Annotated in this window: 13 protein-coding genes; 5 read left to right on the top strand and 8 right to left on the bottom strand. The window is 54.8% G+C overall.

The window, feature by feature from the left end; translation table 11 throughout:
- Positions 1–15 precede the first annotated feature (15 nt).
- Entirely contained in the window at positions 16–795 is a 780-nt protein-coding gene (locus KGD89_RS20025) for a hypothetical protein (protein ID WP_307726245.1), read from the top strand.
- Between the two features lie 51 nt (positions 796–846).
- On the opposite strand, the gene KGD89_RS20020 is transcribed toward KGD89_RS20025, so the two are convergent.
- The gene (locus KGD89_RS20020; RefSeq protein WP_025261546.1) at positions 847–1,533 is read right to left on the bottom strand and encodes a hypothetical protein; all 687 of its coding nucleotides are present in this window, start codon (positions 1,531–1,533) and stop codon (positions 847–849) included.
- Between the two features lie 278 nt (positions 1,534–1,811).
- Between KGD89_RS20020 and KGD89_RS20015 the strand changes: the two genes are divergently transcribed.
- Positions 1,812–2,720 (top strand): hypothetical protein, encoded by a 909-nt coding sequence (locus KGD89_RS20015; RefSeq protein ID WP_236249404.1) that lies wholly within the window; start codon positions 1,812–1,814, stop codon positions 2,718–2,720.
- Between the two features lie 50 nt (positions 2,721–2,770).
- Here the strand turns inward: KGD89_RS20015 and KGD89_RS20010 are convergent, their stop codons facing one another.
- The 7 genes from KGD89_RS20010 to KGD89_RS19980 form a co-directional block, all read right to left on the bottom strand.
- Complete coding sequence (locus KGD89_RS20010) at positions 2,771–3,484, bottom strand: hypothetical protein (protein ID WP_074568804.1); 714 nt, start codon at positions 3,482–3,484, stop codon at positions 2,771–2,773.
- 259 nt (positions 3,485–3,743) lie between these two features.
- Entirely contained in the window at positions 3,744–4,880 is a 1,137-nt protein-coding gene (locus tag KGD89_RS20005) for an OpgC domain-containing protein (RefSeq protein WP_025261543.1), read from the bottom strand.
- A gap of 162 nt (positions 4,881–5,042) precedes the next feature.
- Entirely contained in the window at positions 5,043–6,656 is a 1,614-nt protein-coding gene (locus KGD89_RS20000; RefSeq protein WP_025261542.1) for an FMN-binding glutamate synthase family protein, read from the bottom strand.
- Positions 6,657–6,836: 180 nt separating this feature from the next.
- Complete coding sequence (locus KGD89_RS19995; RefSeq protein ID WP_025261541.1) at positions 6,837–7,877, bottom strand: ferritin-like domain-containing protein; 1,041 nt, start codon at positions 7,875–7,877, stop codon at positions 6,837–6,839.
- A gap of 4 nt (positions 7,878–7,881) precedes the next feature.
- Positions 7,882–9,804 (bottom strand): hypothetical protein, encoded by a 1,923-nt coding sequence (locus KGD89_RS19990; protein WP_025261540.1) that lies wholly within the window; start codon positions 9,802–9,804, stop codon positions 7,882–7,884.
- Positions 9,805–9,875: 71 nt separating this feature from the next.
- Positions 9,876–10,622 carry an antibiotic biosynthesis monooxygenase gene (locus KGD89_RS19985; RefSeq protein WP_025261539.1) on the bottom strand — a complete coding sequence of 249 codons (747 nt, stop codon included), beginning with the start codon at positions 10,620–10,622 and terminating at the stop codon, positions 9,876–9,878.
- Positions 10,623–11,088: 466 nt separating this feature from the next.
- Positions 11,089–11,454, bottom strand: coding sequence for a hypothetical protein (locus tag KGD89_RS19980; protein ID WP_025261538.1), 366 nt, complete (start codon positions 11,452–11,454; stop codon positions 11,089–11,091).
- A 322-nt stretch (positions 11,455–11,776) separates the two neighbouring features.
- Between KGD89_RS19980 and KGD89_RS19975 the strand changes: the two genes are divergently transcribed.
- From KGD89_RS19975 to KGD89_RS19965, 3 genes are all read left to right on the top strand, one after another.
- Complete coding sequence (locus tag KGD89_RS19975) at positions 11,777–12,055, top strand: type B 50S ribosomal protein L31 (protein WP_025261537.1); 279 nt, start codon at positions 11,777–11,779, stop codon at positions 12,053–12,055.
- 155 nt (positions 12,056–12,210) lie between these two features.
- Positions 12,211–13,302: a D-alanine--D-alanine ligase gene (gene ddlA, locus KGD89_RS19970; RefSeq protein WP_025261536.1), complete on the top strand. Its 1,092-nt coding sequence runs from the start codon at positions 12,211–12,213 to the stop codon at positions 13,300–13,302.
- Positions 13,299–13,706 carry an NUDIX hydrolase gene (locus KGD89_RS19965; RefSeq protein ID WP_025261535.1) on the top strand — a complete coding sequence of 136 codons (408 nt, stop codon included), beginning with the start codon at positions 13,299–13,301 and terminating at the stop codon, positions 13,704–13,706. The genes ddlA and KGD89_RS19965 overlap by 4 nt, the downstream gene beginning before the upstream one ends.
- Positions 13,707–13,708 lie beyond the last annotated feature (2 nt).

Below are 13,708 nucleotides of genomic sequence, written 5' to 3'. Positions count from 1 at the left end.
GGGCAGGAACAACAGGTGCAAGAGATCGACGGCGAAGCGTTCACTGTACTGAGCGACCGCATTCATCAGATCGAGCAGACATTACAGAGCGACACCTCGGTGGACCGTTATAGTTTTACAGCCATTCGCGGGCAGGATGTATTGCTCGCAACGCCGGGGCTCAGTGTATTGAATCGCGTATGGAAGGTTGAATATCAGGTCGATGGTGGAGAGTGGAAGCTCAAGAAATACAACGGGCCTGAGGCTTTTCGTAGCCTGACACCGGGAGCGCGGATCAATATTCGGGTGATGGCCGCTGACGGCGCCAGATTTGATAAAGCGGGTTACCGCATCGTGTTCGGCTCGTACCCCCATATGCGCTATGACCTTCATGATGAAGAGGGTTTGCTGAAAATACCTTATGGTTTGACCGATCCTCCTTTTCTGGCCACACAGGCTTTTACGAAGGCATTGCTTGAGGGGACATTTACCGATAGCAAGGCTTATCCGTTGGAAGGTGGTGTGATGAATTTTGAGTTGGAGCCCCATCGCGGGCTGAAAAAAATTACTAAAATTTTTACCTCTGATGCAACGGGCAGGATTTCGGAACTTATGGAGTTTGATCGTTGCGAGAGTGGTAAATATGCCGGTAATTTTGTTCATAAGCATAATGGTCGCAATACCTGGAGCACTCAGTATTTAGTGGGGAAATACAGTGCGGTCAATGTGTTACTGGGGAGTATGGCGGATAAAACCCATGAGTATGATTTTGGGCATATCTGCAAGCGAACGCTGATTAATTGGTCCAGAAATTGAGAGTATAAGCAAGGTGATCTGCCTGAAGGCGGCAGATCACCCCTTTATCAATCAAGCCCTGATATCAATCAATGAGGGCTCTCGTTTCTCTGCATTTTCATGAATCTGCCGTATCCACTCTTCGCTCAGGTCGTTTTTTCTGATGGCCACGATTTTTCCGTAATCAATGGTGTCTTGAAAATTCATGAGGTTCAGGATGTATTTTCCGCCAAATTTTTCTGTGTCATGGTCGACAAGTTTCATCATGATTCTTGCATGAGACTGAACGTTTTCTTTGAAGTCCTCAATATTGTTGAGTGTGTCGGTAAGCCATTTTATTTCATCCTCGCTCAGGCTGTTTTCAGGCGCGATTACTTTTATCTGGGCATCGTCTCCCAAGGTATAACTGAAACCTTTGTTGGCCAGGTCTGGCCTTAGCTCGATAAGCTCTTTTCTAAAGCGATCGTAGTAGCTTTGCTGAATAGTCAAATTTATCGAGGCATCCGTTTCTAGTTGCCGTAGATAGAACTCTTTGGTCATGGGGCGTTTTTCTGCGCTTCTAGAATTGTTGCCATATAGGTAAAATTTCCCCTTCCATGGCTCTTCCTCCCGCGTATAAAACTCTTTGGCTCGTGCCTCTTTGGCACTCAGGGTGGGCTCCGCTTCTGAAACAGCCGTTTTTGCTGGTGTTGAAAGGCCGGGTTGAACAGAGGGCAGTTGAGGTTTCACCGCATTTGATACAACGCTGCTGATATTCATGTCTTGCTCCTTTATAGAATTGGCTCCCTATCAGTAGCGGCCGCTGGAAGTAAAACTTGGCCTGATAACGTTGTGGGAAAGTTCCGAGAGGAGGTTTGTGTGAGACGTTGTTCTCAAATCTATTGCAGAGGAGGTGATTGGTTTTGAGTTTTATATTTTGTAGGAGTTTTCTTTTTTCATGTTGTCCAGGGTTGATCTTCATGACCTCTGATGATTATGTCCGGCATGTCAGTGGCAAGAGAGCCCTGGATGAATAATGGAATATTGAGAGAGCTATCATGCCTAAGAATAAAAGGTTTTTTTATCGTTTCCTGATGTCTGGCGCTTTAGTGATGACATGCCAGTCCTTTGCGCACACTAAAGAGATAGCCAAGTCTCCCGGTTTACCTGCCGGGCAAGCGCCGCAAGTGCAGGAAGTTTCAGGACAGGCCTCAACCTTTTTGGGTGACCGCCTTAACCAGATCAATCAGACATTGCAGAGTGCCGCGTCGGTGCATCGCTATCGGTTCATATCATTGCGTGGTCAGGATGTACTGTTGGCGACGCCTGACTATGATGCATCAAGTGCTATGTGGAAGGTCGAGTATCAAGTCGATCATGGCGACTGGAAACCCAAGACGAATAGGGAGCCGCAAGCCATCCGAGACTTGAAGCCTGGATCGCGGGTCAATGTCCGAGTGATGGCTGCCGAGGGCGCCAGTTTTGGAAAAGCTGACTACCGCATGGTGTTGGGTTCGTATCCCCATATGCAGTATGACCTTCATGATGAAGGCGGTTTCCTGAAAATTCCTTATGGATTGACCAGGCCTTCCTTCCTGGCCACTCAGGCTTATACCAAGGTATTGCTTGAGGCTACCTTTACCGATAGCAAGGCTTATCCATTGGCGGGAGGTGTCATGGATTTCAGGCTGGAGCCTCATGAAGGATATGCAGAGATCAATAAAGTGCTTACCTCTGATAGCCGCGGGAAAATTTCAAGGTTTATCGAGTTCGGTCGCTGTGAGGGCGGGGATCTTGCGGGGGATTTTGCTCACCCGAGTACGGGTAACAATATATGGAGCACCCGTTATAAAGTCGGGAAATACAGTGCACATAATGTACTCCTTGAAAGCCTGGACGATAAACGGCAGGAGTACGCTTTCGGACATATCTGCAAGCGTTCGCTGGTTAACAGGTCTGGTAGTTAAACGACAGGAAAGTTTCGCTGCCTGATGGCTCAGGCAGCGAACAGTCTGTTTCAGGCCTGGATATCGACCAGAGGCTTTTCGTTGTCCTCTCGCTTGGGCGCAAAGCGTTCAATCTGGTAGATGATGGTGTTCATGAAGTTGCCGATGGTGTTGCGGCTGAATATCTGGCCGTAATCAATGACCTTGCTGTAGGCCTCCAGATTGAGCTTGTGCTCGTTGCCGAACTTCTCGGTGTAGTGATCCGTCAATGTCATGACGCTTTTGGCATGGGTGAACAGATTCTTTTTGAGCCCACTGCGGTCATTGAGACTTTCCGTCAGGTAGCTGAGTTCGGCCGGTGTCAGCACGCCATCGGGGTCGGTCACTTTTATCTGCTGGTCCAGGCCGAGCGTGAAGCCGAAGTGTTTCTTTGACAGCGCCGTATTCAGAAAGGAGAGTTGCTGCTTGAAGTCGTGAAAATTGTCGAACATGGCATGTATGGACGTGTTGAAGGTCTTTAACTCTTTATCAAGATAGTTTTTTCTCATGTCTTCAGTGGTTTTGTCGGACAAATTTTTATAAGGCTCTAAAATCTCACCTTTTGATGTCTTGGGTAGCCAAGGCGATTCTTCTGATCGATAAAACGCTTCATTGGCATCATGCCCCCTCTTGATGGCTGCTGGCGGTGTGCTTGATATTTTGTCAGTAGAAACAGCTCTTGAGGCAGGCTCAATTGCTGGGGGTTGCCAGTTTTGCAAGGCAGGGGAAGGCGAATTGATGTTCATGGCACAGTCTCATGGTTTATACAGTCGACTGTTTAGCGGCGGATTTTGAGGAAACTTGTCCTGATAAGTGTGTAGGAATAGTCCCAGAGACAAGTGCATTAAGGATGCTTGTAAGAGGTTTCTCTTTTTTATATCCGTTAAGTCAGTTTTGCAGGACGCTTTTTTTGAAGAGACAAATCATCTTTGATCAGCAGAGTCTTGCAAATAAACGAGCTAGCAAAAGTCCATATTTGCCAGCCCGTTTACATTTAAACCTGCCTCAAGCCGTGACCACTCTTTGCGGGCTCCCCAACCGCTTGTTCAATTCCAACCCGTTGGCCATCAATACCATCAAACCCAGTCCGACTATCGCGGTGGTGACTTGCATCGGCCAGGTATCGCCTGCCAGGGCGTTGGCCATATCCGCCAGTGGTGCAAGCAATACGCCCAGGCAGAAGACTTCAAGGGAGTAACGCCCCATACGGCAGGTCTGTTGCGCAGGCCAGTTGTCGAGCCAGGTGTGGCGGGTCGGCAGCAATTTGGCGACTACATAGACCAGAGCCAGGAAGTGTACGAGGCGGGCAGGTTCCAGGTCGGTCTTGCTGATGGGGTACAAGGCTTCCAGGCCGAGGGTCGAAACCAGTACGCCATGCAGTTCGGGCCATTTTTCGCTGAAGGTCAGCGCGCCTGCAATCACCACATACATGGCGCTCAGCAGAAACAGTGGCTGTTGGTGCAATGGACGTTGTTCGACACTGGCGATGGCCGGTTTCGTGGTTTGCAATGCGCATGCACCGCCTAGCACGAACAGCAGTTGCCAGGCCACCGGATTGAAATACCAGACCCCGCCACCTTCGTAAGCGCGCAGGTTCCAGCCAAACAGCGGCACCATCATGTACAGCGCAATGGACAGGCCCACCGCCACTTCAACCTTGCGCAGCATCAACGGCAGGATCAGCGGCAGCGCCAGTAACAGCAGGATGTAGAGGGGCAGCGGGTCGGTCAGATTGGGTTTGAAACGCAGCAGCAATTCGTCGGCCAGCGCCTGTTGCGGATTGCCGACGAAGTATTCGAGGCCCATCTGCTGGACCATATCGCGGGTTTCGACATGGTTGTTGGCCACGAACACGATGCCCATCAACAGCGTCAGCAGGAAGATATGCACCACATACAGGACCCAGGTGCGGCGCAGGATGCGTACACACGCTACCAGCATGCCATCGCGCTGGGCGATGCGTCCGTAGGCCAGGATTGCGGCGTAGCCAGCCAGGAAGACGAATACCTCTGCGGCATCGCTGAAGCCGAAATTGCGCAAGGTCAGTTGCGCCAAAGGGTTGTCGGGCACGTGATCCCAGAAAATGAAGATCAGCGCCAAACCTCGAAAGAAGTCGATTCGATAATCGCGTCCGTTAGTCATAACGGTGGGCTCTTGAAAGTTTGTCGATTGAATAAGGATCAACCGCAGTGGGTTGAGGTTCCGCACCGCCAGTCAGTAGTCGGTCGGCGGCGCGGCAGGGTGGCGTTAATCGACGAGAAATGCAAAAGCCGGGCTATTACAGAATGTCTCCATACGGTCGGCTCAGGTCAGTTCGGCGGGCTCAAAGCTGTCCGAGCGTGCCATTTGCCACATGCGTGAATAGAAGCTGTCGTCCTGTATCCCGTTCAGCAACTGGCCGGGTTGCAAGAACACATGGGTCTGCGAGAACAGTTTGATTTCCGTTGCCGACATACGGCGCACCAGATGCCTGGCTTCCAGTTGTGACGGCTGATCAAGCCCGGCCGCCGCGAGCATTTCGGCCAGAGCCTTGAGTGTGTTGCGGTGAAAGTTGAAGACCCGTTGAGCCTTGTCCGGCACCACCAGCGCGCGTTGCCGCAAGGTGTCCTGGGTCGCTACGCCGGTCGGGCATTTGTTGGTGTGACAGCTTTGTGACTGGATACAACCAATGGCGAACATGAAGCCGCGTGCCGAGTTGGCCCAGTCGGCGCCGATGGCCAGTACGCTGGCGATGTCGAAGGCGCTGACAATCTTGCCGCTGGCACCCAGTTTGATTTTGTCCCGCAGGTTCAGGCCCACCAGTGTGTTGTGTACGAAAAGCAGGCCTTCACGCATCGGTGAGCCTATGTGGTCGGTGAACTCGACCGGCGCCGCACCGGTGCCCCCTTCAGCACCGTCGATAACGATGAAGTCGGGATAGATACCGGTTTCCAGCATGGCCTTGGCGATCCCCATGAATTCCCACGGATGGCCCAGGCAGAATTTGAAGCCTATCGGCTTGCCGCCAGACAACTCGCGCAGTTGAGCGATGAACTGCATCAATTCACAAGGTGTCGAGAATGCACTGTGCCGGGACGGCGAGATGCAGTCTTCGCCCATGGGAATGCCGCGGGTATCGGCGATTTCCTGGGTGACCTTGTGTTTGGGCAGGATTCCGCCATGGCCCGGTTTGGCCCCCTGGCTCATCTTGATTTCAATCATGCGCACCTGCGGGTCACGGGCTTGTGCAGCGAAGCGTTCTGGATCGAAGCGGCCGTCTGCGCCTCGGCAGCCGAAGTAACCGCTGCCCAGCTCCCAGGTCAGGTCGCCGCCATGTTCCCGGTGATACGGGCTGATACTGCCTTCGCCGGTGTCATGGGCGAAGTTGCCCAGCTTGGCACCCTGATTCAATGCTCGAATGGCATTGGCGCTGAGCGAACCAAAGCTCATCGCCGAAATATTGAAGATCGAGGCGGAATACGGCTGGGTGCATTGCGGGCCGCCTATCTGCACGCGGAACGAATTCGGGTCGCTCAACGGCGCCGGGCGCATGGAGTGGCCGATGAACTCGAAGCCGGTTTCATAGACATCGATCAGCGTACCGAACGGCCTGTCGGCGGTTTCGTTCTTGGCCCGTGAATACACCAGCGAGCGCTGGGCGCGGGAGAAGGGCAGGGCGTCGCTGTCGGACTCCAGCAGATACTGGCGAATCTCCGGGCGGATGGCCTCCACGGCATAACGGATATTGCCCAGGATCGGGTAGTTGCGACGTACCGAATGCGGGGATTGCAGCAAGTCGATGATACCGATCACGCTCAATACCGCAGTCAGCAGGGTAAATGGCCAAAGCCACTCGTGATGCCAGAACGGCAGGCTGAACAGGGTGAACAGCACGCAACCAACGAAGACTGCATAACGACTGAGTAGCGAGAGGCTCATATGACATCCTTGGGCTAATGACGACACGCCCTGTCTTTTTGCCGCATCGGGCCGCAGGGCTGCATAAACATCGATTGCTGGCTCATGAGCCGTTGCAAGGGAAATGTAGCAGGCGGGTGATAAATGAATAAGGGCGAAGACCGCACTGTTGCCGTTCTTCGCCCTTGATCGAGGATGTTGTCAGTTGGCAGGGTTGGTCGGCTGGTACTGAAAGGTCGGGCCTGTGAAGGTTTTTGGGTCCGGTATGCCGGACATCATTGCCTTGGCCTGGCCCTTGAGCGACATCATCAGGCCCATCGCTGTATTCATCCGGTTCTGGCTCGAATCGCCGTTGAACAGGGCATGCAACGACTGGAGCAGGCTCGTGTAGGTGTAGTTGAAATTGTCGTTGGCGAAGGATTGCACTGTGTTTGGCTTATAGGGGCCGGGGTCGGTAGCGACGGGGTAGACGCCCGTGGGATCGAAGTTTATCGCTGCACCGGCATAGGCATATTTATCCTCGGGTGCAGGGCCGCCGTCGGGTGTAGCAATCAGTAGTTTGCCTTTCTGGATCTGCATGAAGCGATAGTAGTGCGCGTATCCTCCGCCTTCGACTTCAAGGGGGGAGGTCGATGTGCCTTCGCCCTGATCGATGATGGTTGTGATGGCTTGCTGTGCTGTGGCGACATTGCTGACAACCACCGACCCCCACATCAGATCGGGGCCAACCTGATTGGGCGACGGGTTGAGAAAGGCGCCGTCACCCAGTTGCGCGATGGCGTCCGAAATTGCGGTATAGAACTGGCCAATGGTGACATCGGCTTGCGCCGCAAGCAGTTTGAAATCGAGCGCTTTTTCCGGTTCCTCGATCTGCAGGAAAGTCTGCAACTGTGTCTGTGAGAAGGGGGCCAGATGCACGGTCAGGTCCGATTGCACGCCGCCGGGCAGCGGGCCTGGATAGTTGGGGATAAAGCCCGGTGAGTCGATGACAGGCGAGCCGCCGAGGGCATTCATCACATTGCTCGCCAGTGTCATGTGCAGCATTTCTTCGATGACCACCGAGGAAATGATGGCGGAGATTTCCGCATTTTTGCTGGCATCGATCGAGTAGAGCGCATACAGATAAAGCGGGATGGTCGAGTGCTCCAGTTCGACAGCGGACTGAAGCGCATCCAGTACCTGTTGTACCGTGACGTTGGGGCCTTGCAGGCCCGCAATCATTGAGCGTTGCAGACGAATCATGGCATTACCCCTTTGCTGGCTGGGTCTGGTTGATCAGGCGACGGGCAATTGCCGCTGCTTTGCCTCCTCGCGCTGCACTGGCTGGCGCACTGCCTGTTGGAGCCGCAGCCTGGGTGGCCGCATCGATTTGAGGTGCCGCCCTGGTGGCTGTTTTCGTTCCGGGCAAGGGATTCTTGAGCCAGGTAAGAATGGCCTGACGCTTGGCGGGAGACAGGTCCCGGGTCACCGGCATCGAGTTGGCGTCTTGGATATCCAGGCTGAACGCGAGGGTCAGTAATCCGGCGGTTTTCACCACCGAATCGAAATCCGCCATGTTCAGGAAGCGCAGCATCACCGGGTAGAGGTTGGCGTATTGCTGGAAGATCGGCTGGATATCATCCCAGGTTGGTGATGCAGGAATGGTGTAGCCGCTCCAGAGTAGAACACTGATGAAGTCGGAGGCGTTGACCGGGCCTGCGGTCATGTTGACATCGGTGAATGCGGGACGAATGCCATAGACCTGCCCATCGATCGAGGAACTGCCATCATTGAAAAGGCGTGGATTTCCTGGATCGCTGGTGATCAGAGACAGCACGGCCTTGCCATTGGCGTCGGTCTTGGATGTCTGAGGAATATTCAGGGCGCTTTCTGGTGTCCCGACAGGGGGCGAGGCCATTATATAAGGCCATTCATTGGGCGTTGGCTGTAACTGGCTAGGATCAAACGCGAAGGATATCGAGGCTTGCGCCAATGGTCGTCCGTATTGCATGGCATAGACCGGTATGTCGATGTTGTCGCCAGGACTCAAGCGATAGACAAACTTGTCGGCACGCACGAACGCTGCATTTGACCATTCGCTGATGACGATTCCTTGCTGTCCCGAAAGTACCAACTGTTGGGTTTGCGCAAGTTTCAACAGAGGTGCAGAAAGCGGTAACACCACTACGCCCGCTGTCTGCTCGTACCAGTCGGGATTTCCCACATAGCCTGTGCTTCCCGATGAGGGAAGGGTACCTAGCGCAATGACGGTACCTGCCGGATCCGGCTGTGTCAGAATGGGAGAATAGGCACCGAGCTGGAGGTCTCCGAGATCATTGAGACCACCTCCAGGAGTGGTAGTGGACAATGCATTGCCCAGATCAAGGTAGATACAGCTCGCCTCGACATCGATGGCTGCCGGGAAAAAGTTGATCCCTCCGGAAGGTATGAAAAAACTGTCCGTGGGTGCGGGTGCTGCCATGAAGTGGCGGCCAATCACCAGATGTTGAGGCTCACCGGCCAGATAAGGCCCTACCGTGCCGACGATTCGACCGCACATGAAGTCTGGCGATGTATTGTCCATGTTCAGGCCGTCAACATTGAACTTGATGGACAACTGTCCACTAGCCTGAGAGGTCTGCTGTAACTGACTCAGAAAAGCAGAGTTCGAGACATCGCCCCATTGCAGGTTTTGCAGCACGGACTGATACGCGGCACATGCTCCCTGATCGCTTGGGTCTGAGCCTTGCCCTGTTGCACGATTCCAGATATCGATAAAGGCTGCGGGCAGGAACTGCCCCCTCATGAGCGTATTGCCGCTGGCGTCGGCAATACGTACCTCAAGCCCCCATATCTCCGAAACCAGTTGCTGCTCAGGATCCAGGTCGACCATCTTGGCGGGCACGCGACCGTCGGAATCGGCAATGATGTAGCCAAGTACGGGGTCAGGCTGCGTCACTGCACCCGATGAGGTCCAGGCCGAGTTGATGGTACAGCCGAGCAGGCGGAAAGCGGCATCTCCTTGAGGGTTGAACCATCCGTTTGGTGGCTGCATACCCGGACCACCCAATTGCTGGTAGATGGACTGAAACGCAGCATTATCATAGTGGCCGGGATCATTATTGACCGTCGACACATTGGCCTGGAATTTCCCGGAAAAGTGAAGCCTGAGGGAGTTCAGATAACTCACGTCGAATACCTCCTTGTTGCGTCCATGTTGCGAAAGGGTGTGTCCGTGCTGCGTCCTGCCAGAAAGCGTGTTCAGGTGTTGAAGGGTTCGATGAGTCCGACCGGATTGCCTTCCGGGTCCTTGAACATCGCGAAGCGGTAGCCATCGATTGCGGCTGGCGGCATGAGCGCTGATCCGCCTGCTGCCAAAGCGGCTTCAAGCACCGGCTCCAGGGCATCGACCAGCAGATAGAAGTTGTGTCCGGGCTCGAAACCGGGAATGGCAGAGTCAGCCTGACCGATGCCGCCAAGCAGCGGCGGAATACCGGCCGGAAAGTGGATGTAGGAAAAACCGCCCGTCCCGGTCTGATACTGCCAGCCGAACACGTGCTGATAGAAAGCCCTGGCGGCTGTCGAGTCCTTGGCGATGATTTCAAACATTACTACCGGATGCCGATTACCGACCTCCTCTGACTCTTGAACGTTGCGCCCGGAAAAACCGGCCAACTTGTCGAGAAATTGCACGGTGGTATAGGGCTTGCCGTTCGACGACACGAAGCAATGGCCATACTGCGCCACGAAGTCGGTGAAGAGCGGCCCGTTCACATGGGCGAGAAACGCATCGGGGCTTGCATACGTCTCGAAGAACAACACGAGCAATGGATCAGGTGGCGGTAACGATTGCAGCCGGTCATCGGCACCGAAGGGGGTGTTTACCAGATAGGTGAGGGTGCCGGGCTCGCTGGCTTGTACGTCGAGGGCAAGTTGCATCAATCCCTGGCGGGCTTCTATTTCCTGGCCCGGCTGGATGAACCACTGTGAAGTCAGACTGACCGGCATACTTCCTCCTTGGATATAAATAGGTGCTGTGCAGACACGGCGATACAGCACACTTCACTCTCCCGATATCGTGACGGCTGCATACTGTTTTACGAGGAGCCTGCCCTATCACAGGCAGGCAGAAACCCGGACGTGTAGTCCACGGATCATTGCAAGGTCAAAGAGTGCTCACTGCACTAAAGGCAAAATGCCAAGCACTTGTGCGTCCTATGGAAAATTTCCAATGCATGCGGCTTGGAAAGGCAGTTTGAAAGTAGATGACTTCGTGGTTAATGCCACACTGATGATGAAAAATATATTTATCGAACAGATCTTTTCGATATAAACATCATGACTAAACAATGGAGAATGTTTCTCATTTTCAACAGGGTTTTATGGCCGCACCCCGGTTTTTATATCGTGCTTCATGATGAGCTTTCTGTTGGCCGTTCAACGGCTTGATAAACATCAAGTTGTGAGTTCAGCCTCAACTCTCCAATACCCACGGTTTTATATGTCGCAGTCGTTCGGCCATTGAATAGATATCTTCACGTCCTTCCAGACTGGTCCAGCGAAGATGCTTGATCAATGCCTGCTCTTTGGGGTTCAGCGCAACGAAGCCCAGCTCGTCGGCCTTGCGCATGAAGCTGTCGCGTGGCTCTGCAGGAGTGCTGGCAGCAATCACTTCCTGCAAGGCGCTTTGCAGCATCGAGACATAACCCACCAGCATCGAAGGGTTGCAGAGCACATCGGTCTTGTTGACGTAGCCATCGAGCAGTCGCAGCGAGTCGCGGGCTTCGATCAGGCGCTCGTAAGCCGAATGAGGAAGGTCATAGTGGGTGATATCAGGCATGAGAAATCCTACTGACGTGTTATTTCATCCGCAGTCCAGAACCGATCGGTGGACGGATCCGTGCGGCTGTGAGTAGTAGGCGCTGGCGTGCCCACGGCTCGCCCTTGACTGGATGCCGTGCTGGCGGGCGTGCTGTCCTGGCTACCAGTAAGCCGGGAGAACCATCCCGGGCCGCTGATTTGGCAGAGGCGGGGCGAACCATAGCTCCAAGCGCCAGCCCGATCAAGTTCAGGGGCGAACCGGCAAATGGCACTGATTATCATTAATGGACAGCATTGTGTTATGGTATAACAGTGCTTAAATGACTTGCCCGGAGGCCCTCATGAAACCTGACATCCATCCTGCTTACCGCACCGTGCTGTTCCACGACACGGCTGCCGACGTGTATTTCCTGATCGGTTCCACGGTCGATACCGATCGCACGCAACAGCATACCGACGGCAATACCTACCCTTACGTGGCGCTCGACGTGTCCAGTGCTTCGCACCCGATGTACACCGGCCAGCAACGCAAGACCACCACCGAAGGCCGTATCGCAGGCTTCAACAAGCGTTTCGCAGGTTTTGGCTCCGGCAGCAAGGCGGGCACTCCGTCCGCTTGATGCGGTGCCCCGTTCCCCGATTTCGGGCGATCTGTGCAGGATTGCCCGGACCGGGGATTTTTTTGCCTGCTTTTCAGACATGCGACCACTGAGCCTCTGGACTAATGCCGGGCATTGCTTTTATCTTCGCGGCCTGAAAAACAGGAGTACCCGCGTTGAAAAAATCAGTCGCCATCGTTTTCGGTGGGCAATCCAGCGAGCATGAGGTTTCGTTGCAGTCGGCACGCAACGTGATCAATGCGATTGATCGCGAAAGCTACGAACTGACCTTGATCGGCATCGACAAGCTGGGCCGTTGGCTGCGGTTCGAGGAAGGCGATTACCTGCTCAATGCCAGCGACCCTGCCAGGATCCGGCTGAGCACATCGGGCAAGCTGCTGGCCCTGCTGCCAGGCAGCGCGGGTGGGCAGTTCGTCGAGGTCGAGTCGGGCGAGCAACTCAAGCGTATCGACGTCGTGTTCCCGCTGATTCACGGTGCCTACGGCGAAGATGGCTCCCTGCAAGGCCTGTTGCGTCTGCTGGCGATTCCGTTTGTAGGGCCGGATGTGCTGGGCTCTGCGGCCTGCATGGATAAAGACGTGACCAAGCGCCTGCTGCGCGATGCCGACATCAGCGTGGCACCGTTCGTGGTGCTGATGCGTGGCCAGACTGCGCAGTTCAGCGACGTGGCCGGGCAACTGGGGCTGCCGATGTTCGTCAAACCGGCGAGCCAGGGCTCTTCGGTGGGCGTCAGCAAAGTGACCGACGAAGCCGGGTTTGAAGCGGCCCTGGCGCTGGCCTTCGAGTTCGACCACAAGGTTCTGATCGAGCAGGGCATTGTCGGCCGGGAAGTGGAATGTGCGGTGCTGGGCAACCGTGAGCCGCAGGTCAGTGTATGTGGTGAAGTCATCGCCAATGACGAGTTCTACGCCTATGACACCAAGTACCTCAACGGTGATCAGGCGCGTATCGCCATCCCCGCCGAACTGGCGCCAGAACTCAGCGAGCAGGTGCGTGAGGTTGCCTTGCAGGCCTACCGTGTTCTGGGCTGTGCCGGTCTGGCGCGTGTCGACTTCTTTGTCACCGAGGCGCGGGAGATCATCATCAACGAGATCAACACGATCCCCGGTTTCACCTCCATCAGCATGTATCCCAAGCTCTGGCAGGCCAGCGGTCTGTCTTACGCCGGGCTGATCGATCGCTTGATCGTACTGGCACTGGAGCGTGATGATGAAGCTCGTTTGCTGAAGACGGACATCTTTGCATGAAGACCATCAGTATTGCCGCTGCCTTGCTGGTTGCACCGGATGGCCAGACCTTGCTGGTACGCAAGCGCGGCACCGAGGCCTTCATGCAGCCGGGCGGCAAGATTGAAGCGGGTGAGCCAGCGGTGAATGCGCTGGTTCGGGAGCTGGAAGAAGAGTTGGGTCTGGTGATTGATCCCCAGCAGGCCATTTTCCTCGGCGAGTTCAGCGCACCGGCGGCCAACGAGCCGGGCTTTGAAGTGCACTGCCAGTTGTTCGGCGTACGCACCGATGCCCAGATCGTACCGGCTGCCGAGATCGAGGAAGTCATTTGGGTCGGGGCTGAAGTGTACCCGGAACGGGTGCTGGCTCCTTTGACCCGTGACCTGATCCTGCCGCTGTATCGCGAGATGCGCGAAGAAGCCTGATC

This window comes from Pseudomonas cichorii (assembly GCF_018343775.1).
Classification (GTDB): domain Bacteria; phylum Pseudomonadota; class Gammaproteobacteria; order Pseudomonadales; family Pseudomonadaceae; genus Aquipseudomonas; species Aquipseudomonas cichorii.
This window is presented reverse-complemented; position numbering and strand designations above follow the sequence as displayed.

Bases quoted from the DNA above. Each gene is read 5' to 3' on its own strand.
- KGD89_RS20020 (WP_025261546.1), bottom strand. From the start codon at position 1,533: ATGAATATCAGCAGCGTTGTATCAAATGCGGTGAAACCTCAACTGCCC.
- KGD89_RS20015 (WP_236249404.1), top strand. From the start codon at position 1,812: ATGCCTAAGAATAAAAGGTTTTTTTATCGTTTCCTGATGTCTGGCGCT.
- KGD89_RS20010 (WP_074568804.1), bottom strand. From the start codon at position 3,484: ATGAACATCAATTCGCCTTCCCCTGCCTTGCAAAACTGGCAACCCCCA.
- KGD89_RS20005 (WP_025261543.1), bottom strand. From the start codon at position 4,880: ATGACTAACGGACGCGATTATCGAATCGACTTCTTTCGAGGTTTGGCG.
- KGD89_RS20000 (WP_025261542.1), bottom strand. From the start codon at position 6,656: ATGAGCCTCTCGCTACTCAGTCGTTATGCAGTCTTCGTTGGTTGCGTG.
- KGD89_RS19995 (WP_025261541.1), bottom strand. From the start codon at position 7,877: ATGATTCGTCTGCAACGCTCAATGATTGCGGGCCTGCAAGGCCCCAAC.
- KGD89_RS19985 (WP_025261539.1), bottom strand. From the start codon at position 10,622: ATGCCGGTCAGTCTGACTTCACAGTGGTTCATCCAGCCGGGCCAGGAA.
- KGD89_RS19980 (WP_025261538.1), bottom strand. From the start codon at position 11,454: ATGCCTGATATCACCCACTATGACCTTCCTCATTCGGCTTACGAGCGC.
- KGD89_RS19975 (WP_025261537.1), top strand. From the start codon at position 11,777: ATGAAACCTGACATCCATCCTGCTTACCGCACCGTGCTGTTCCACGAC.
- KGD89_RS19965 (WP_025261535.1), top strand. From the start codon at position 13,299: ATGAAGACCATCAGTATTGCCGCTGCCTTGCTGGTTGCACCGGATGGC.